An 18,512-nucleotide genomic window follows, 5' to 3' on the forward strand; every position below is an offset into this window, starting at 1 on the left:
GAAGATGAGTACGGCTAAGACATCAAAGATCACATACGATTTTGACAAAGTCATTGACCGTTTCGGTACAGCTTCGTACAAATGGGATCAATCGGAGAAACTGTTCGGACGTGCAGATATACTGCCGCTGTGGGTAGCGGATATGGATTTCCAGCCGCCGCAAGAGGTTGTTGAAGCGATCAAAGAGCGGGCAAATCAAGGCATCTACGGCTACACCATTCGTACGCAAGGTTATCACGATGCAGTGCGCGGCTGGCTGTCCCGCCGCCATGGCTGGGAGATCAAGGACGAATGGATCACATCGAGCCCGGGCATCGTGCCTGCACTGAGCCTTGCGGTTCAAGCGTTCACGAAGCCAGGTGACAAGGTCATCCTGCAATCGCCGGTTTATTATCCGTTCTACGATGTTATCAAAATGAACGATCGTGTCGTCGTTGACAATGCGCTCGTTCTGGATGCAGACGGACGTTATAAGATGGATTTCGATCTGCTGGAGCAGCAAGCGGCGGACGGAGCCAAGTTGTTATTGCTCTGCACACCGCACAACCCAGGTGGACGCGTATGGACGCGTGAAGAGCTTGTGCGTGTGGGCGAGATTTGCGTGAAGCACAATGTGTTGATCGTAGCGGACGAGATTCACCACGACCTCGTTTACCCAGGTCATAAGCATCATCCGTTCGCAGGCTTGTCCAAGGCGTTCGAGCAGCAATCGATTACGTGCATTGCAACGAGCAAAACATTTAACCTGGCAGGCTTGCAAGCAGCGACGATCATCATTCCGAATGATGAAATCCGTCGCAAGTACAACTTCCTGCTGAAGACGCTCTCGATTCATATGGAGAGCTACTTCGGTCTGACAGCTGTAGAAACTAGCTACAACCATGGCGATGAGTGGCTCGATCAGCTGATGGTTTATTTGGAGGGCAACCTCAATACGCTGCTCGACTTCGTCGCTAAACGTCTGCCGCAGATTAAAGCGATGCGTCCAGAAGGCACGTATATGGTATGGCTCGACTGCCGTGCCATCTCGGAGGACCCGAAGGTGCTGAAGAAGCTGATGTTCGAAGAAGCGGGAATCGCGTTCAGCGAAGGTTCGGTGTTCGGCAAGCAAGGTGAAGGTTATCTGCGTGTCAACATTGCATGCCCGCGCTCGATTCTCGTACAAGCGCTTGAGCGTTTCGCAGAAGCGATTGAGGCGCGTAAATAGAAATATGATGTAGCAATCTCATACGGCAATTGGATCAAACTGCCGCGGTAGTCACATTTCTGTCGAGTGACTGCCGTGGCCTTTTTATGTTAGGATTAGTTGATAGCTTCAGATCGGTCTTATAAATCTATTTACAGCGTATGCTTCCGATGTGGCTTTTTGCTGCATCTCCTTCCCTTTATCGGGTAGGGGCTACCACAAAACCTTTAGGAGGTTTCCAGCATGCTAACAGTTGATTCCGTATTAGAGAAGGCACTACGCGGCGAGCGTATTACGTTCGAGGAATGCGTCGTGCTTCTAGAGTCAGATGAAATCGAGAAAATGGGGAAAGTTGCAAACGAGCTAATGCTGCGCAAGCATCCTGAGCCAATTACTACGTTCGTCGTTGGACGTAACGTTAACTATACGAACGTCTGTGATGTATATTGCCGTTTCTGCGCGTTCTACCGCGCACCGGGCTCGCCGGAAGGTTATGTGCTGTCGGACGATACGATTTTGCAAAAAATTCAAGAGACCGAAGACGTCGGCGGTACAGAAATTTTGATGCAGGGCGGCACGAACCCGAACCTGCCATTTACGTACTATACGGATGTTCTTCGTAAAATTAAAGAACGCTTCCCGAACATTACGATGCATTCCTTCTCGCCAGCCGAGATTATGAAGATGAAAGAAGTATCGAACGGCTTGTCGCTTGACGAGGTCATCAGCCAGCTGCATGAAGCAGGTCTTGATTCGCTGCCGGGCGGCGGTGCAGAAATTCTCGACGACCGTACGCGCCGTAAAGTAAGCAAGCTGAAAGGTTCATGGACGGACTGGATGGACGTCATGAAATCGGCTCACAAGCATGGCATGAACACGACGGCAACGATGGTATACGGCTTCGGCGAAACGATGGAAGAGCGTGCGCTTCACCTGCTGCGCGTTCGTGATGCGCAAGACGAGTGTCTGGCGAACAACTACGACTCGAAAGGCTTCCTTGCTTTCATCTCGTGGCCTTTGCAGCCAGACAACACGAATATGCGTGTCGAGAAATCGAAGCCGGAAGAGTATCTCAAGATGGTCGCGGTCAGCCGCATCTTCCTGGACAACATCGACAACCTCCAATCGTCATGGGTCACGATGGGTCCAGAATACGGCAAGCTGTCGCTCCAATACGGTTGCAACGACTTCGGCAGTACGATGATGGAAGAGAACGTCGTCTCCGCTGCGGGCACGACGCACAAGGTCAACATCGACCTGTCGCTCAAGCTCATCCGCGAAGCTGGCAAAATCCCAGCCCAACGCAACACGAAGTACGAGATCCTCAAAGTGTACGAAGAGAATGAAACGGCAGACAAAGACTTCATTATGCAGAATTAGTCGGAGTGAATTTATAGAGTTGGGCGAGATGTCACTTCGCAAGTGAATGTTTCTTCCGATCGCTGTTGTCCCCAGATTGTTTGATTATATAGATTCTGTAATGGTAACAATCCGGTTGACAAAGGCGAACGCTACGCTTCTCCAGAAATCATTCACCTGCTCCGTTCTAGTCGCTCAAACCAATAAAAATATCACTCGACTATTCCGTCCCGGTATAGTCGCAAGGCTGCCATACCTCAGCCTTGAAAGTGAACTGCACTCAAGTCCATCACAGTTATGTGATGGTCTTTTTTATATTTCATGTTACTTGGTTCGAGCGTAGGCGTCTGTTCAACATCATTTAGCGTCTTAGATCCTTCCCTGAACTCAATTCCTGCAATTGTGCAGTTTTCTGAAGGTGCCCGCTAAAGTAAATCCGATTGCTGCAAAAATGCATCTTTAACTGTCGTATAGCGCAGTTTGGAGTAACCATTCGCCGAATACCTGCACTATCGCAGGTATTCCACCATAACCGACCAAATAGCTGCTTATTCCTGCGCATTTGCAGGAATCGCAATAAACTGAGCTAGAACCTTTCTTTCCAACTAACTTAATGCAAAATGACTGGAGCCAATATTCCGGCGACAGGAATCAACCTCCCTCCCTAAATTGGGATAGGCTGACCGTAGGAACGAAACGGACGAATGATTCTGGAGAAACGACAGTGGTCGCCTTTGTCACTCGGATTGTTACAACTTCTGAATTCATAAGATCAGAACAATCCGAGGACAACAGCGATCGGAAGAACATACGTCTGTGCAGTGACTACACAAGCCCGATCATTGTCAAGTAACTAAATGTAAAATGACTGGAGCCAATATTCCGGCGACAGGAATCAATCTCCCTCCCTAAATTGGGATAAGCGGACCGTAGGAACGAAACAGACGAATGATTCTGGAGAAACGTTAGTGGTCGCCTTTGTCACTCGGATTGTTACAACTTCTGAATTCATAAGATCAGAACAATCCGAGGACAACAGCGATCGGAAGAACATTCGTCTGTGAAGTGACTGCGCAAACCCGATCATTGTTAACTAACTAAATGCAAAATGACTGGAGCCAAAATATAAGGCGACAGGAATCAACCTCCCTCCCTAAATTGGGATAGGCTGACCGTAGGAACGAAACGGACGAATGATTCTGGAGAAACGACAGTGGTCGCCTTTGTCACTCGGATTGTTACAACTTCTGAATTCATAAGATCAGAACAATCCGAGGACAACAGCGATCGGAAGAACATTCGTCTGTGTAGTGACTGCACCAGCCCATTATCTGTTCAGTTTTTGATCATTCCTAACTTAACCACACTAGCTTAGCACCCCAAGCCAACCCTCATCCCAATTCCACATCCCAATTTGCTCCTCGTATATACGTGAGCCTGCGGCATATACTTTAAAGGAAGGAAAGGGGTGAGCGCATGGAGCTTTTTTCCATATCCTTGCACGACGCTGAATCAAGTCAGCGCCAGAAACTGCATGATTTACTGGTTCAAGAGTATACACAGCTACATAACTTTCCTGTTACGCCGCGGCTCGAATGGAATAACGAGTCGAATCGGTTAACGGGCAGGATCGATACAGTCCCTGAGTTTCACTTGGTTGAGCATGGCCCGCCTTTGTATCGAAGCACTGCAGCCGCGCTTGCCGAATACATCGTATCGGAGCTGGAAGAGCAGTTGCTGACTTCCATTATTCGCAAGCAATACCGGATCGAGCGAGAAGAGGAGCTTGCGACGATTGTGCGCTTTTGCCTCGAGATGCTTGGCTCTATTCAATCTGATCCGGCGGAACGTGATCCGTTCGGCGAAGCAGATCGAAAGCGTAGGAAGCAGAAGGTAACGGACGAGCTGGAGCTGTTCCTTCAGGACAATACAGAGCTTAATCTGATTGGCTTTGTAACATTCCGGCTCCAGACGTATTGGAATGAGCTGCGCGATGCGGCGGAATATGCAGTGGATGAGTTTGTTATGGATAAACAGTATCAGGAATTCATCTCGCTGCTTCGATATTTTGTAGACCTTCAGGAGCCAAAGCTTCCGCTGGTTAATCTGCTGCACAAAACAGGCCATGAGTTCATCGTATGTGATGAACGGCTTCAGCCACTTGAGCATAAGCCGGTCGATCGGATCGTTGCCGAGATGGTGGAGTATGAGATGAATGTGGAGGACATGGTGATCAGCACGCTTGTGACGATCGCGCCGAAGCAGATCGTCATTCATACGCGGCAGCCAGAGCTCCAAATTATTCGGACAATCGAATCCATTTTTGGGCTTCGCGTATCCGTTTGTGTTGGCTGTGTATCCTGTCACGCTTCGTTCGAGAACAGGATTTGATGTCCTATTGACCGTCCAAGGCGGCAATTGTATAATGGGGTACAGTACGTTTAATTAACGTGATCAGCGTCGATGAAGCCAATGATTCGCCGAATATGCACGGTTCAGAGAGAGAAGCCTTAGGCTGCAAGCTTCTTCCGAGGCAGCGGAGAATATACCCCTTCAGAGCTTTACGGTTGAATCCTAATGCTTCATAAGGAAGCAGACGGTGTGTAAGCTGTAACGGAACGTCCCCGTTATCGGATGTCATGAGGAATGCAGATGATTGCATTCGAATGAGGGTGGAACCACGAGTATACAAGCACTCGTCCCTTTGCGGGGACGCGTGCTTTTTTTGTTGTCTGGACATTGTGTCCGAATATAAGACCATATGGTTTTTGCATACGTAGGCTTATATTTTCCTGTAATGAAACGCACTTCGCCGTTTAAGGTGGGGCCTGCTTTTTATTTTGCCAACAGAAGAAGTACGCTAGCCGCTGCTTACATTATTATCGACACCAACCTAATTAAAGGAACTAGTCGAATCACAAAGGAGAATGAACGATGGCGATTCAAGTTACGCTGCCGGACGGAGCCGTCCGGGAATACGAGGCTGGCGCAACAATTGATGATGTTGCAGCCTCCATCAGCAAGGGGCTTCAGAAAAACGCGGTTGCTGGCAAAATTAACGGTAAAGTAGTCGATATCTACACGCCGCTTAACGAGGATGCTAAAGTCGAGATCGTAACGCTCGACTCGGCAGACGGTGTGGAAGTGTACCGTCATAGTACGGCTCACTTGATGGCACAAGCGATCAAGCGTCTGTATGGCAATACGGCGGTTAAGCTCGGTATCGGTCCAGTCATCGAGGATGGCTTCTACTATGATATCGATCTGGAGCAGTCGCTGACGCCGGAAGACCTCGTGAAAATCGAGAAAGAAATGGCGAAGATCATTAAGGAAGACCTGCCGATCCGCCGTCGTGCAGTAAGCCGTGATGAAGCGATTGCGACGTTCACGGAGCTGGGCGACCCGCTCAAACTGGAGCTGATTCGTGACCTGCCAGAAGACGTTCAGTTGACGATCTATGACCAAGGCGAGTTCTTCGACCTTTGCCGTGGACCGCATCTTCCGTCGACGGGCCGCATCAAAGCGTTCAAGCTGCTCAGCATTGCAGGCGCATACTGGCGCGGCGATTCGAAGAACAAAATGCTGCAGCGCATTTACGGAACGGCATTTCCGAAACAAGCGCAGCTGGACGAGCATCTGCACTTCCTGGAAGAAGCGAAGAAACGTGACCACCGTAAGCTTGGTAAAGAGTTGAAAATGTTCACGTTCTCCAAAGAGGTTGGCCAAGGCCTGCCGCTCTGGCTGCCGAACGGCGCTCGTGTTCGCCGTACGATGGAACGCTACATCGTTGACCTTGAAGAGCGTCTGGGCTACCAGCACGTTTATACGCCAGTATTGGCTAACGTTGAACTGTACAAAATCTCGGGTCACTGGGAGCACTACTCCGAGGACATGTTCCCGCTCATGGCATTGGATAACGAAGAACTTGTCCTTCGTCCAATGAACTGCCCGCACCATATGATGGTTTACAAAAGCGACATGCGCAGCTACCGCGATCTGCCGATCCGCGTAGCCGAGCTCGGTACGATGCACCGCTACGAAATGTCCGGTGCCCTGACGGGTCTCCACCGCGTTCGTGCGATGACGCTGAACGACGCTCATATTTTCGCGCGTCCGGATCAAATCAAGGAAGAATTCGCTCGCGTCATCAACCTGATTCGCCAAGTGTATGCTGACTTCGGCATCAAGGAATACCGCTTCCGTCTGTCGTACCGCGACCCGCAGGATACGGAGAAGTACTTCCCAGACGACAACATGTGGGAAATGTCGCAGCGCATGCTGCGCGAGGTTGTAGAGGAGCTGAACCTGCCGTTCTTCGAAGCAGAAGGCGAAGCGGCGTTCTACGGACCGAAGCTCGACGTACAGATCAAGACGGCACTTGGCAAAGAAGAGACGCTGTCGACGGCACAGCTGGACTTCCTGCTGCCTGAGCGCTTCGAGCTTGAGTATGTCGGTGATGACGGCAAGAAGCACCGTCCAGTCGTTATCCACCGCGGTATTATCAGCACGATGGAGCGTATGACGGCTTACCTGATCGAGAACTTCGCAGGCGCACTGCCGCTCTGGCTGTCGCCAACGCATGCACGCATCATTCCAGTATCGTCCGCATATGACGAATATGCGCGCCAAGTGGAAGAGCAGCTCCTTGCAGCAGGCGTCCGTGCAGAGTCCGATCTTCGCAACGAGAAGCTGGGTTACAAAATCCGTGAAGCGCAGCTCGAGAAGATGCCATACATGCTCATCGTTGGCGATAACGAAGCGCAAGCTGGCACGGTATCGGTACGCAAACGCGGCGAAGGCGACATCGGCGTGAAGTCGGTCGCTGAGCTGATTGAAATGCTGACTGGAGAAATTGCAGCAAAAACGGTATAGCTTTCCGAAAGACGGGGCAACCTCCTACTCAGGAGCGGTGTGACTTTGAACTCCGTTCAAAGATCCTGATGGAGCAGCGGAGTGATTTTGAACTCCGTTCAAAGATCCTGATGTAAGGAGTTAACGTATGTTATCAAGCTTACCTATGCTGCAGAGGAGCTGTGTTAGTGCGCTCATTGGCCTGTCCGTGCTTATGTACGAAGCAGAAATCGCTGATGGGCGGCCAGCCGTATCTGCTGCAGCTGAGGCAGCCCCCGTTATACCGGACGGGAACGTGATTGCAACAATTGAGGTTATAGCGACTGGATATACGGCTGGCGTGGAGTCGACCGGCAAACGTCCAGGGCACCCGCAGTACGGAATTACGTATTCAGGCGTGAAAGTGAAACGAGGCAGGCTGTCGACGATTGCAGCCGACCCGAAGGTGTTTCCAATCGGCACGCTGCTCTACATCCCGGATTACGGCTACGCCGTCGTAGCGGATACGGGTTCGGCGATTAAAGGCAAGCGAATCGATTTATACTTCGACACCATTAAGCAAGTTTACGAGCAGTGGGGCAAGCGTAAGGTTCAAGTGCGAGTGTTGAAGAGAGGTAATGGCAAGCTGTCGCAGGCATGGCTCAATTCAGTCAACGAGGCGCTTACGGTGAATCGCTCCATTCCGCAGTCGTATCTCGAATCTTAATGCATAACCATCTGGCTGCTTAATAAAATGAAACAAGCATCCCTGTACCGCAAATGACGGTACGAGGATGCTTGTTTTTGTTTTGTACGGCAGCGATGTGCTTGCAAGCTGAGGGGCCAAGAGGCTGCAGAATCTTATATGCCTGTCGGCTTAAAGTTTCGGATGACAAGCTGCGTATCAACACTGACGACACCTTCGAGCGCGAATATTTTCTCATACAGAAATTTCTCCAGCTCTTCTTCATCTCTGAGATGGGCCTGCATATGAAGTGTGCTTGGCCCTGTCATTTGATAAATGTTTATGACGTCAGGCAGCTCCGCCAATTGATAGCCGATCTGCTCCGCTAAGCGCGGTTCAACGACAATCTCGAAATAGACGGCGACAGGCTTGCCTAGCTTTGCGACATTAACGCGGATCGTGAAATGTTCGATAATGCCGTCTTCGATGAGCGATTCTACCCGCTTCTGTATGGCAACACGGGACAGACATAGCGATTCACCGATCTTCGCATATGGCAATCGACCGTTCTCCAGCAGCAGATTGACAATGCGTTGATCGATTTCGTCCAAGTGAGGAAGCACCATAAGCCGTCACCTCTCCTTTTATATGTAATAAAACATAACATAAAAGCGGTCGTTTGGAAATAGATTGACGAGTGAAAAATACAAAGTGTTCCTTTCCCTCGCAATCTGTTCACAAATTTTCGTCGATTTGGGGGTGTTCAAATTCGAATCGTTCATGTACAATGAGATTATTGATTGCATGTTATATTTTATTACATGATGCAAAGTATGGTGATGAATTGTGGCTGATCCGATGATTATAACGAATGAAGATCGTTTAAGAATGCCGCATAAACCGGCTGATGTTGTTCCATTCCTGGAAGCGTACATTGCCAAGAAAGAAGAAGAAATCGCAGAGATTGAGCAGATGGTCAGTCGTTACGAGAAACGCCGGTTGAAAGAAGAGCGTGCGTACCAATCGATGTCTTCGCTGCGGAAGCTGCTGTCTGGCAGGAAGCCGGCACATCACCTGGCCGTTGAATACATTCACTACATTAAGCAGCCAATGGAGCGTGCGCGTTTACTTCGACAAGAGATCGAGCGTGCCCGTGCATTGCGCGATAGCTCAGCGCCAGAATCATCTAAGCTGTCGGAGCTTGATTCTTTTCGTTAACTAAAACGCCCTGTACCTGATCGGTGATGATCAGTCAGGGCGTTTCTTTTTGTCATATTATCGATCGTTCTGTTTCAGTTCATTAATGTCTAGAAAATCATGCGCCTGGCTGTATGCAGGGACACCATGAATGCCGACATCTAGTCCGACCAATTCTTCGTCACGACTGACGCGAACGCGGACGAAACGATTAATCAGCTTCAGAGCCAGCCATGTGAGCACGAAGCCCCAGATCGCAATGGCGAGTAGACCGACGAATTGAATGCCGAGAAGCTGCCAGCCTCCGCCGTAGAAGAGACCATAGTAGCCTTGTCCAGTTGCAGCGGTGAGATCTTTTGTCGCGAACAATCCAAGTGCTAAAGTTCCGATGCTGCCGCTGACACCGTGTACGGCGAACGCGCCGACAGGATCGTCGATTTGTAAACCTTCAAGCAGCTCGGAGACGAGAATCATGACGATACCGCATATGACACCAATCAAGATGGCTGCAGCGTCTGTAACGAATGCACAACCTGCCGTTATGCCAACAAGTCCTGCCAGCGCCCCGTTAATGACCATCGGGGGATCGGCTTTCTTGTAACGAAGCATGGTGAACAAGATCGAGACGGCACCGCCGGCTGCTGCAGACAGCATCGTCGTAACCGCGATATGACCGATGGAGCTGTTCGTTGCACTAAGCGTACTGCCGGAGTTAAAGCCGAACCACCCGAACCACAGGATGAAGGCGCCGACGGATGCGAGCGGAAGGTTAGACGGAGGAACGATGTTCGCTTGTCCATCAGGCGTAAACTTACCGATTCGCGGGCCGATGAAGATAGCTGCAGCCAATGCAGCGAAGCCGCCTAAGCCGTGAATGACAGCAGAGCCTGCGAAGTCAATCATGCCAAGCGAAGCCAGCCAGCCGCCGCCCCAAATCCAATGGCCTGCGATGGGATAGATAATGCCCGTCATGGCAATTGCATACAATAAATATGCGCTGAAATTAATCCGTTCGGCTACTGCGCCTGATACAATAGAGATAACGGCAATAACGAACGCAGATTGGAACAGCCAGAATGTGTCCATCGATACATTCAGTGAGATATGTTCTAAGTTGCCGCGCATGAAGAAGCCGGTTGTGCCGATCCAGCCGCCTAGATCTTTGCCATGCATAAGCGCGAAACCGATTGCAAAATAAACGAGAGCTCCAAACGTAATATCAGCGAATACTTTCATAATGATACTGACTGCATTTTTCTGCCGGACGAAGCCAGCCTCTAGTAAAGCAAAGCCGCCTTCCATCAGCAAAATCATCGCTGCGGTAAGGACGAGCCAAATCGTATCCAGTCCTTGTGATAGCGTAGCTACATTCATTCACTCACTCCTAAGACGTATGCAGATAACGTCGAAAAATAGTCGTAAAATCGCCAGTCGTCCTTCATTATAAGGAGGCGAAGTTAACTATGTCAACGCAATATGTCACAATATATAACACAACTTTTAAACCGCACGAAAAACAGTACAGCTCGGTCTCTAGACGGATACCAGATTCAATCAATTGACGGTTAAAGCTAGCTGGTTCTTTCGATATAATGAACTTGTAAAGAAAACCACTATCGAGCATTTGCAGACGATTAACCACGCTTAGAGGTGGGTTTATATCGCCAATAAGAATTTGGGCAACGGATCTCGATGATCAGCAGCTTATAAATTCTTAAGTGGCAGACAAGGCACAATTAGGAGTTGACTAGGATGAATCGTCATTATGCAAGCCGTATCTTGTGGGGGTTATTCATCGTTGCCATAGGAGCGGGCTTTCTGTTAAATCAGCTCGGCATCGTTTCGCTTGACATCGGTGATATCGTTTCCACATTCTGGCCGGTTATACTTATCGTCGCAGGATTGAATAATTTGCTAACTGCGCGCCATGGAGGCAATGCTTTTGGTGCATGTGTCCTCATTACGGTCGGCTTCATTTTCTTAGGCCGCAGTCTCGATTGGTTCGACTGGTCAATCGGCGATATGATCCGGTTCATCGGGCCGGTCGTGCTCATTCTGTTCGGACTGAATATGGTGTTCCGTCCGAGAGGCAGTTCGAAGCATCGCCATCAGAACCATGAGCATCGGGATGATTGGCAGGCTTATCGTCCAGGAGGCTATGTGCCGCCTGCACCACCGCTGCATCCTGATCCAACAGCGGCTTCAGGCGATTCCGCTAATCATGCAGAGCCGCCAGCAGCTCCTATGCAGCCGCCTGTTCCGCCAACGCCTCCGTTTCGTCCGAATCTGTCGAAGCATGAGCAGCATATCGAGATGAAGCATCAGATGCGTCGGGAGAAGCTTGAAGAACGTCGAGAGAAGCTTCAGATGCGCCGAGACAGAATCGAAGAGAAAATTCAAAGGCATCGCCAGCATTCGAATCCGTGGGAACGGGTAGAGTGGTGGGAGAATGATCCGAGCGTGCAGAACCGATCCGGGTTCATTGGCGATATTCATATCGGTCACGATCATTGGGAGCTGAAGCCGCTCAACATCTCTCATTTTATCGGCGATACGGTCATTGACCTGACGAAGGCGCACATTCCATTTGGTGAGACGCGCATTACGATTTCTTCGTTCATTGGCGATGTGAAGATTTATTTGCCGAATGATTACGAGGTAGGCATTCATGTGGTGTCCAGTGCATTCATTGGTGATGCTCGTGTGCTTGATATGCGCGACAGCCGATTGTTCCGCAGCATGGATGTCGAGACGCCGGCCTATAAGGATACGGATAAAAAAATTAAGCTGGTGTGCAGCACGTTTATCGGTGATGTGCGGGTTACGAAGGTTGGGTGATTCACGATGATGGTTCGATTGCTGCGGAGCGGTAAGCTCGAGATTATTGCGATGTTCTCCGTCTCTGCACTGCTGTCAGCCGGGAGTGTATATGCGTTGTGGGAGTGGCTCGTCTACGAGGGTGACATGCCGCCGATCGAATTCGGCTTGTGCGTCATCCTCGTATTGCTGCTCGTGAGCGCATGCTTTGGTTATTGGACCGCGCAGACGATCCAGCGGCGGATCGACGCGCTGCTTATTGCGCTTAAACAAGCAAATAACGGGAATTGGGCGATTCGGATGCCCCTTAGCGGTGCAAGATCGTTCGAAGCGGTGCATGTAGAGTTCAATGAGATGGCAGCTGCGGTTGAGGAACGTCTGAAGGTGGCACAGCTCGCAGGTGAAGAGCAGGTTATGCGCGAGAAAGCTTCTAATGAAGAAGCTGTCCTGGAGGAGCGCAAGCGTCTGGCACGAGACCTTCACGATACGGTTAGCCAGCAGCTGTTTGCCATACATATGTCGGCATCATCGCTGCCGAAGCTTCTGGAAATCAATCCAGATCGGGCATCCGATGTAATGGGACAACTTATTGAAATGTCGACGCTCGCCCAGAAGCAAATGCGAGGATTCATTGCGCAGCTGCGGCCAATGGAGCTGGATGGGCGTTCGCTTCATCAGGCGCTCGACAGATGGTTTCCGGATTATTGCCGCCAGAATAGACTGCAAGGCGAGCTGGATTGGCGTATACAAGATTCCATATCGGAAGCGAAGGAGCATCAATTGTTCCTAATTATACAAGAAGCTATGGCGAACGTTGTGAAGCACGCGCATGCACAGCATGCGGTGCTGTCCATATCGGAGTCGGAGCATCAGATTATGATGACGCTGCAGGATGATGGCGTTGGCTTCCGTCCAGGTGAAGTGCGCGTCGGCTCCTATGGACTCTCGACGATGCGTGAGCGGGCGCAGAAGCTGAGCGGGGACGTTATATTGTTCAGCAAGCCAGGCGGAGGAACGCGGATACGCGTTACGATTCCGAAATATACGGACAAGCGAGGTTGAGCGAATGTCAGGGAATGCGAATTATTCCATCATGATTGTCGATGATCACGATATGGTACGGGCAGGGCTGAAAACATACTTGATGCTGGAGCCCAAATTCGAGGTTGTAGCGGAAGCGAGCAATGGCAAAGATGCGCTTGCCAAGATGGAGAACATGGAGAAGCGGCCGGATCTCGTGCTGATGGATTTGATGATGCCTGTTATGGACGGCGTTCAGACGACGGAAGCGATGATGAAGCTTTATCCCGAGCTGAAGATCGTCATGCTTACGAGCTTTCTAGAGGATGATAAAGTACTTGCTGCGGTTGAAGCAGGAGCTGTCAGCTATGTATTGAAGACGGTATCGGCCGAGGAGCTTATTTACGCCTTGATGGGTGCTGCCAAGGGAATGCCGGTTATGACCGGAGATGTATCCCAGGCATTGACACGTGGGCTGCGCCAACGCTCTGCTCAAGGCGCGGACGAAGGATTGACGGATCGGGAGAAGGAAGTGCTTCTGCTGATCGCGGACGGCATGTCCAATAAGGAGATTGCCGAAGAGCTTCATATTAGTGTCAAAACGGTAAAGACGCACGTAAGCAATCTTCTGATGAAATGCGAGCTTGAGGATCGGACACAGCTTGCTGTCTATACGCATCGCAAAGGATGGGCGAAGCCTCAGTCATAATCTTCCGAGGCTTCCATCGGGCATAATCCCTGTAAGGGCTGGGAACGCTAGTGCTATCAATAGCGAGCAATTACGGCTGTTCGAAGCCGTAATGCAGTCTAAAGGGGATACAAACCATGATTACGCTCCATTCCGATATCGAAGCCAAAGAATATGAATTCGCTGAAGCGAAGGAAAAGCTGAGTAGTGCGCAGTTCACGCTTGGCGGCAACTGGGAATATGACCGTGGTTCATTCGACCGCAGCCTGGATGATGAGCACAAAGTGTGGATTCGGCTGCCTTTTGTCGCGACGGCGGGGTCGATCGACAGTGAACGGGCGGACAACAATGCAACGATACGAATTGGTCAGCCCTATGTTTTGAGACATCTCTATAAAGAAGGAAACGACGAAGAGGCTTCCGTACGCGTCGTTGGAAGTTTATTCGATCAATTCCAATCGCCAACCGATCCTGATGCGCATATCGATCCGAAATGGATCGACAAAGCGAAGCAAGCTCTCTCAGAAGCGGAGCGTCAGCTGCTTTCATAAAATAGACTAGTATAAACCTCTTTCATCCAGTCCGATCGTGTTTCGGCTGTTGTAGAAGAGGTTTTTTGTTATTTATCGTTAGTATTTCATGATCGTTTTAATTCTTTTTAAGTTTGTTTTAAGGTAGAATGTGCATGATAGAGATAACGAAACGGCAGTTAACGATGTGGAGGGGAAGAAAAGTGGACGATCAGAACAAAAAAAATCCTTTTGATGAGTTTTTCGAAAACAAGCCAGAAGGTGAGAAGAGCAGTGAGGCAAAGGCAGACGACCACTACTCAGCGAATCAACACGAGGATGAATACGATCAGGATGGCAACGCGAATGGCGATCCTAATTCCAATAAATCAACCTACTATTACTCCTATGGTCCTTACAAGCCAGGCTCCCAGGATGGTCGCTATAATAGCTTCCGTCAGCAGCCAGAAGCTGGTGACCACACGGAAGAACGTACGGTTAACCAAGACTATCAATCTTCGAATGCGCAGCAAGGGGAAGATGAATTCGAAGAATCGCCAGCGCAAGAACAAGTGGAATACGCAACAATCGAGCAGCCGCAGCATCTGCGTCTGGCGCCGGTATCCGCAGCAGCTCAACCACGCGGCGGCTGGAAGATGAAAGAGAAACGCCGCGGCCGCATGAGAGGCATACTCGCCGCTTATCTGGCTGGTGTCATTACGATCGGCGCACTCATGTATGCAGCAGATACGAACAACTGGTTCACGAATAACGGATCGGCAGCACTGGGCGGCAGCTCGGGTAGCGCGGTAACGGCTTCGGCAAGCGCAGACAATTCCGGTGCCGGTGTATCGAACGCAGCTGATGTCGTGAGACCAAACAATATCGCGAAAATTTTCGAACAGGCAAGCCCAGCTGTTGTAAAAATCGAGACGTATGTGAAGCAGCAGCAGCGTTCAAGCTCTACGGGCAACGGTATGTTCGATGATCCATTCTTCCGTCAATTTTTCGGGGATGACTCGCAAGGACAAAGCAACAATCAACAAGACGACAGCAGTCAGAGCGAGTTGACGCCAGCAGGTATCGGTACCGGATTCTTCTTCGATGAAAGTGGCTATATCCTGACGAACCAGCACGTAATCGCGGATTCCGATGAAATCCAAGTTACGGTTCAAGGCTACGATAAGCCATTCACGGCGAAACTGCTGGGCTCGAGCTACGATCTCGACTTGGCTGTATTGAAGGTTGAAGGCACGCAGGCGTTCCCAACGTTAGCGCTTGGCAGCTCCGATGACATCAACATCGGCGACTGGGTCGTTGCAATCGGCAACCCATATGGCTTCGATCACACGGTAACGACCGGTATTCTGAGTGCGAAAGAGCGCCCGATCGATATTCAAGACGATAATGGAACGCGTAATTATAAGCACCTTCTGCAGACGGATGCTTCGATTAACCCTGGTAACTCCGGTGGTCCGCTGCTCAACTTGCAAGGTGAAGTTGTTGGTATCAACACAGCAGTAAGCTCGCAAGCACAAGGTATCGGCTTTGCGATTCCGACAAGCACGATTAAAGAAGTCGTCGACAGCTTGAAGAACAATCAAGAGATTCCGAAAGCGCCGGTACCTTTCATCGGTATCGAGCTTGCGAATCTGACGGCTCAATATGCGAAACAGCTTGGCCTTGATACTACTGACGGCGTCCTCGTAACTGGTGTATACTATAAATCGCCAGCTTATCTGGCCGATGTTCGCCAATATGACGTCATTACAGGTGTAGATGGCAAGAGCTATGCAACGTCGGATAAACTTGTCGAAGTGATCCAAAGCCATGCAGTCGGTGACAAAGTGGTACTTAACGTTATCCGCGATGGCAAGAAGATCGAACTGACGGTCACGATCGGCGACAAGAACCAATTCTCGACGGAACAACAACAGCAACAACAACAATAATAATGATAATGACGAACGCAGGCCGGCGAATAACCGCCTGCGTTTTTCTACTGTAACGGGAGCGGATGACGATGAGACAACGTATTTTTGTCGTGGATGATGATGAGAAAATAACTTCTTTGCTGCGCCGCAGCTTAGCCTTCGAGGGCTATGAAGTGAACATCGCTAATGATGGCCAAAGCGGCTTGAAGCTGCTGCAGCAGGAAGACCCGGATCTGCTGATTCTGGATGTAATGATGCCTATCATGGACGGCTGGGAAGTGTGCAGACGCGTCCGTGAAGCGGGAAGCAGTGTCCCGGTTCTTATGCTGACGGCGAAAGACGACATTCAAGATCGGGTGAAAGGTCTTGATCTTGGTGCAGACGATTATCTCATTAAACCGTTCGCGCTGGAGGAGCTGCTTGCGCGTGTGCGCGCGCTGCTGCGCCGCAAGCCGGACAAGCAGGAGTCGGACAACCGTCTCCAATTTGAAGATTTGACGCTTGATCTCGATTCTCGTGAGGCACTCCGAAGTGGCAGACGGATTGAGCTGACGGCGAAGGAATTCGATCTGCTTCATCTGTTCATGCAAAATCCACGCCGCGTATTGACGAGAGATTCGATCATGGACAAAATTTGGGGCTACGACTATAGCGGTGAGTCCAACGTGCTTGAGGTCTACATTGCCATGTTGAGGCAGAAGACGGAGACTGGGTCGGAGAAACGGATCATTCAGACTGTTCGCGGTACGGGCTATGTACTCCGTGGGGAAGGCGGCTGACAACATGTCGATTCGACTTCGGCTCACATTATGGTACTCTGGACTGCTAACGGTGACGCTCATGCTGCTCGGCGGTGCCATTTACTTTATTACGTATGTGAATTCGTATGGTGAGGTAAAAAATCGGCTGCAGGATGGGGCCAAGCAGTTGATTGCGGAGAGCAGAGGGGCTTGGGATGGTCGGATTTACCTTAATGAATTAACGAATACCTCCATTCAGAGTGAATTATATGTGCAAGTGGTCAATAAGACAGGCGGGTATATTTTCGACAAAACATCTAATATGACTGCGAGACAGTTAAGTTTCCCGATGCCGGATAAGACGGCTGAGAAGGAGCTTGTCTATCGCACTGTGAAGGTGAAGGGTTATCCATTCATGCTTTGCGAGCTCTCGCTTCTTGATAGCAACAACAATGTGTGGGTTGTTCAGATTGGCGCTTTCACAGGCAGCCAGGCGGACTATCTTTACGATCTACGTACGATTCTAATTATAGCTTCGCTAGCAGCAGTGCTGATCGCATTCACTACAGGATTATTTTTTGCACGTCAAGCATTAAGGCCAATCGAGAACGTCATTCGAGCTTCACGCAAAATCGAGACGGGCTCAGATTTAAGCTACCGAATCCCGAGAGAAACGCCGAATGATGAAATCGGACGGCTGACAGATACACTTAATGGCATGCTAGAGCGATTGCAGACAGCGTACAACGAGCTGGATGATGCCTATAATTCGCAGCGCCGATTCGTTTCGGATGCTTCGCATGAACTTCGGACGCCGCTTACGACCATTCGCGGCAATATCGAGCTGCTGGAGAAAATGTGGCGGCCTATGGTCGACGGCGACAATTTGTCGCCGGCACTTAGCGAAGTGGAAGCGGCACGCGAAGAAATGTCCAGAGAAGCGATGCGAGACATATCGGAAGAAGCGATTCGCATGAGCCGACTCGTCAATGATCTGCTCTCGCTTGCACGCGCGGATGCGGGCTTTGTCATGGAGAAATCCAATCAAGACTTGCTTCCAATCGTAGAGGATGTGTGCAGACGCGCACAGCATTTGCCCCGTAACGCAGAATGGATCATTAATGGTTTCTCTGCACTTGAAGGGGTGCAGGTATACGGCAGTGCGGATTACTTGCGTCAGCTGCTGTTCATTTTTATCGAGAATGCATTCAAATACACGCCTAGCGGTACTGTTGAGATAAGTGCGGTAAGTCGTGAGGATCGAGCGGGCATTATTATACGCGATACAGGCATAGGTATGAATCGTGAAGAGGTACCCAAAATATTCGAGCGGTTCTATCGTGCAGACGTCTCGCGAGGTAAAACAGCGGGAACGGGCCTCGGATTGTCGATCGCCAAATGGATTATTGATGAGCATAACGGCTTTGTCGAAGTGAAGACACGCGAAGGAGAAGGGACGACCTTTACGGTATGGTTACCGGTCGCCTTTTCTCGACACGCTGATTCGGTTATAATGGAGGGAATGGATCGCCGACCAAACTAGCGGG

General features: G+C 50.2%; 15 protein-coding genes. 13 read left to right on the forward strand and 2 right to left on the reverse strand.

Going from position 1 to position 18,512, the window contains the following annotated elements; genetic code table 11:
- Positions 1-4 precede the first annotated feature (4 nt).
- From DFQ01_RS20610 to DFQ01_RS20630, 5 genes are all read left to right on the forward strand, one after another.
- On the forward strand, positions 5-1,207 hold the full coding sequence (locus DFQ01_RS20610) for a MalY/PatB family protein (RefSeq protein ID WP_245946811.1): 1,203 nt from the start codon (positions 5-7) through the stop codon (positions 1,205-1,207).
- A 222-nt stretch (positions 1,208-1,429) separates the two neighbouring features.
- The gene (mqnC, locus tag DFQ01_RS20615; protein WP_110045806.1) at positions 1,430-2,566 is read left to right on the forward strand and encodes a cyclic dehypoxanthinyl futalosine synthase; all 1,137 of its coding nucleotides are present in this window, start codon (positions 1,430-1,432) and stop codon (positions 2,564-2,566) included.
- Positions 2,567-4,021: 1,455 nt separating this feature from the next.
- On the forward strand, positions 4,022-4,936 hold the full coding sequence (gene ytxC / locus DFQ01_RS20620; protein WP_110045807.1) for a putative sporulation protein YtxC: 915 nt from the start codon (positions 4,022-4,024) through the stop codon (positions 4,934-4,936).
- Between the two features lie 543 nt (positions 4,937-5,479).
- The gene (gene thrS, locus DFQ01_RS20625; RefSeq protein WP_110045808.1) at positions 5,480-7,417 is read left to right on the forward strand and encodes a threonine--tRNA ligase; all 1,938 of its coding nucleotides are present in this window, start codon (positions 5,480-5,482) and stop codon (positions 7,415-7,417) included.
- Between the two features lie 127 nt (positions 7,418-7,544).
- Positions 7,545-8,102, forward strand: a complete 558-nt coding sequence (locus DFQ01_RS20630; RefSeq protein WP_281272031.1) for a 3D domain-containing protein — start codon at positions 7,545-7,547, stop codon at positions 8,100-8,102.
- 134 nt (positions 8,103-8,236) lie between these two features.
- Here the strand turns inward: DFQ01_RS20630 and DFQ01_RS20635 are convergent, their stop codons facing one another.
- On the reverse strand, positions 8,237-8,686 hold the full coding sequence (locus DFQ01_RS20635) for an Lrp/AsnC family transcriptional regulator (protein ID WP_110045809.1): 450 nt from the start codon (positions 8,684-8,686) through the stop codon (positions 8,237-8,239).
- Positions 8,687-8,906: 220 nt separating this feature from the next.
- Between DFQ01_RS20635 and DFQ01_RS20640 the strand changes: the two genes are divergently transcribed.
- Positions 8,907-9,278 (forward strand): hypothetical protein, encoded by a 372-nt coding sequence (locus tag DFQ01_RS20640; protein ID WP_245946812.1) that lies wholly within the window; start codon positions 8,907-8,909, stop codon positions 9,276-9,278.
- A 57-nt stretch (positions 9,279-9,335) separates the two neighbouring features.
- Here DFQ01_RS20640 and DFQ01_RS20645 read toward each other — a convergent pair whose 3' ends face one another.
- On the reverse strand, positions 9,336-10,631 hold the full coding sequence (locus tag DFQ01_RS20645; RefSeq protein ID WP_110045810.1) for an ammonium transporter: 1,296 nt from the start codon (positions 10,629-10,631) through the stop codon (positions 9,336-9,338).
- Positions 10,632-11,009: 378 nt separating this feature from the next.
- Here DFQ01_RS20645 and liaF point away from each other — a divergent pair, with 378 nt between their 5' ends.
- From liaF to DFQ01_RS20680, 7 genes are all read left to right on the forward strand, one after another.
- The gene (liaF, locus tag DFQ01_RS20650) at positions 11,010-12,095 is read left to right on the forward strand and encodes a cell wall-active antibiotics response protein LiaF (protein ID WP_219993706.1); all 1,086 of its coding nucleotides are present in this window, start codon (positions 11,010-11,012) and stop codon (positions 12,093-12,095) included.
- 6 nt (positions 12,096-12,101) lie between these two features.
- On the forward strand, positions 12,102-13,136 hold the full coding sequence (locus tag DFQ01_RS20655; RefSeq protein WP_110045811.1) for a sensor histidine kinase: 1,035 nt from the start codon (positions 12,102-12,104) through the stop codon (positions 13,134-13,136).
- 4 nt (positions 13,137-13,140) lie between these two features.
- Positions 13,141-13,803, forward strand: a complete 663-nt coding sequence (locus DFQ01_RS20660) for a response regulator (RefSeq protein WP_110045812.1) — start codon at positions 13,141-13,143, stop codon at positions 13,801-13,803.
- 116 nt (positions 13,804-13,919) lie between these two features.
- Positions 13,920-14,333, forward strand: a complete 414-nt coding sequence (locus DFQ01_RS20665; protein ID WP_110045813.1) for a YugN family protein — start codon at positions 13,920-13,922, stop codon at positions 14,331-14,333.
- Positions 14,334-14,467: 134 nt separating this feature from the next.
- Positions 14,468-16,243 (forward strand): S1C family serine protease, encoded by a 1,776-nt coding sequence (locus tag DFQ01_RS20670; protein WP_245946813.1) that lies wholly within the window; start codon positions 14,468-14,470, stop codon positions 16,241-16,243.
- Positions 16,244-16,314: 71 nt separating this feature from the next.
- Positions 16,315-17,004, forward strand: coding sequence for a response regulator transcription factor (locus tag DFQ01_RS20675; protein WP_174812795.1), 690 nt, complete (start codon positions 16,315-16,317; stop codon positions 17,002-17,004).
- 4 nt (positions 17,005-17,008) lie between these two features.
- Positions 17,009-18,508 (forward strand): sensor histidine kinase, encoded by a 1,500-nt coding sequence (locus tag DFQ01_RS20680; RefSeq protein ID WP_110045816.1) that lies wholly within the window; start codon positions 17,009-17,011, stop codon positions 18,506-18,508.
- Positions 18,509-18,512: the final 4 nt, after the last annotated feature.

The organism is Paenibacillus cellulosilyticus (assembly GCF_003182255.1).
Taxonomy (GTDB): domain Bacteria; phylum Bacillota; class Bacilli; order Paenibacillales; family Paenibacillaceae; genus Paenibacillus_T; species Paenibacillus_T cellulosilyticus.

What these genes read in the sequence shown, in the direction of transcription:
- DFQ01_RS20610 (WP_245946811.1), top strand. Translation starts at nt 5, where the DNA reads ATGAGTACGGCTAAGACATCAAAGATCACATACGATTTTGACAAAGTC.
- mqnC (WP_110045806.1), top strand. Translation starts at nt 1,430, where the DNA reads ATGCTAACAGTTGATTCCGTATTAGAGAAGGCACTACGCGGCGAGCGT.
- ytxC (WP_110045807.1), top strand. Translation starts at nt 4,022, where the DNA reads ATGGAGCTTTTTTCCATATCCTTGCACGACGCTGAATCAAGTCAGCGC.
- thrS (WP_110045808.1), top strand. Translation starts at nt 5,480, where the DNA reads ATGGCGATTCAAGTTACGCTGCCGGACGGAGCCGTCCGGGAATACGAG.
- DFQ01_RS20630 (WP_281272031.1), top strand. Translation starts at nt 7,545, where the DNA reads ATGTTATCAAGCTTACCTATGCTGCAGAGGAGCTGTGTTAGTGCGCTC.
- DFQ01_RS20635 (WP_110045809.1), bottom strand. Translation starts at nt 8,686, where the DNA reads ATGGTGCTTCCTCACTTGGACGAAATCGATCAACGCATTGTCAATCTG.
- DFQ01_RS20645 (WP_110045810.1), bottom strand. Translation starts at nt 10,631, where the DNA reads ATGAATGTAGCTACGCTATCACAAGGACTGGATACGATTTGGCTCGTC.
- liaF (WP_219993706.1), top strand. Translation starts at nt 11,010, where the DNA reads ATGAATCGTCATTATGCAAGCCGTATCTTGTGGGGGTTATTCATCGTT.
- DFQ01_RS20655 (WP_110045811.1), top strand. Translation starts at nt 12,102, where the DNA reads ATGATGGTTCGATTGCTGCGGAGCGGTAAGCTCGAGATTATTGCGATG.
- DFQ01_RS20660 (WP_110045812.1), top strand. Translation starts at nt 13,141, where the DNA reads ATGTCAGGGAATGCGAATTATTCCATCATGATTGTCGATGATCACGAT.
- DFQ01_RS20665 (WP_110045813.1), top strand. Translation starts at nt 13,920, where the DNA reads ATGATTACGCTCCATTCCGATATCGAAGCCAAAGAATATGAATTCGCT.
- DFQ01_RS20670 (WP_245946813.1), top strand. Translation starts at nt 14,468, where the DNA reads ATGATAGAGATAACGAAACGGCAGTTAACGATGTGGAGGGGAAGAAAA.
- DFQ01_RS20675 (WP_174812795.1), top strand. Translation starts at nt 16,315, where the DNA reads ATGAGACAACGTATTTTTGTCGTGGATGATGATGAGAAAATAACTTCT.
- DFQ01_RS20680 (WP_110045816.1), top strand. Translation starts at nt 17,009, where the DNA reads ATGTCGATTCGACTTCGGCTCACATTATGGTACTCTGGACTGCTAACG.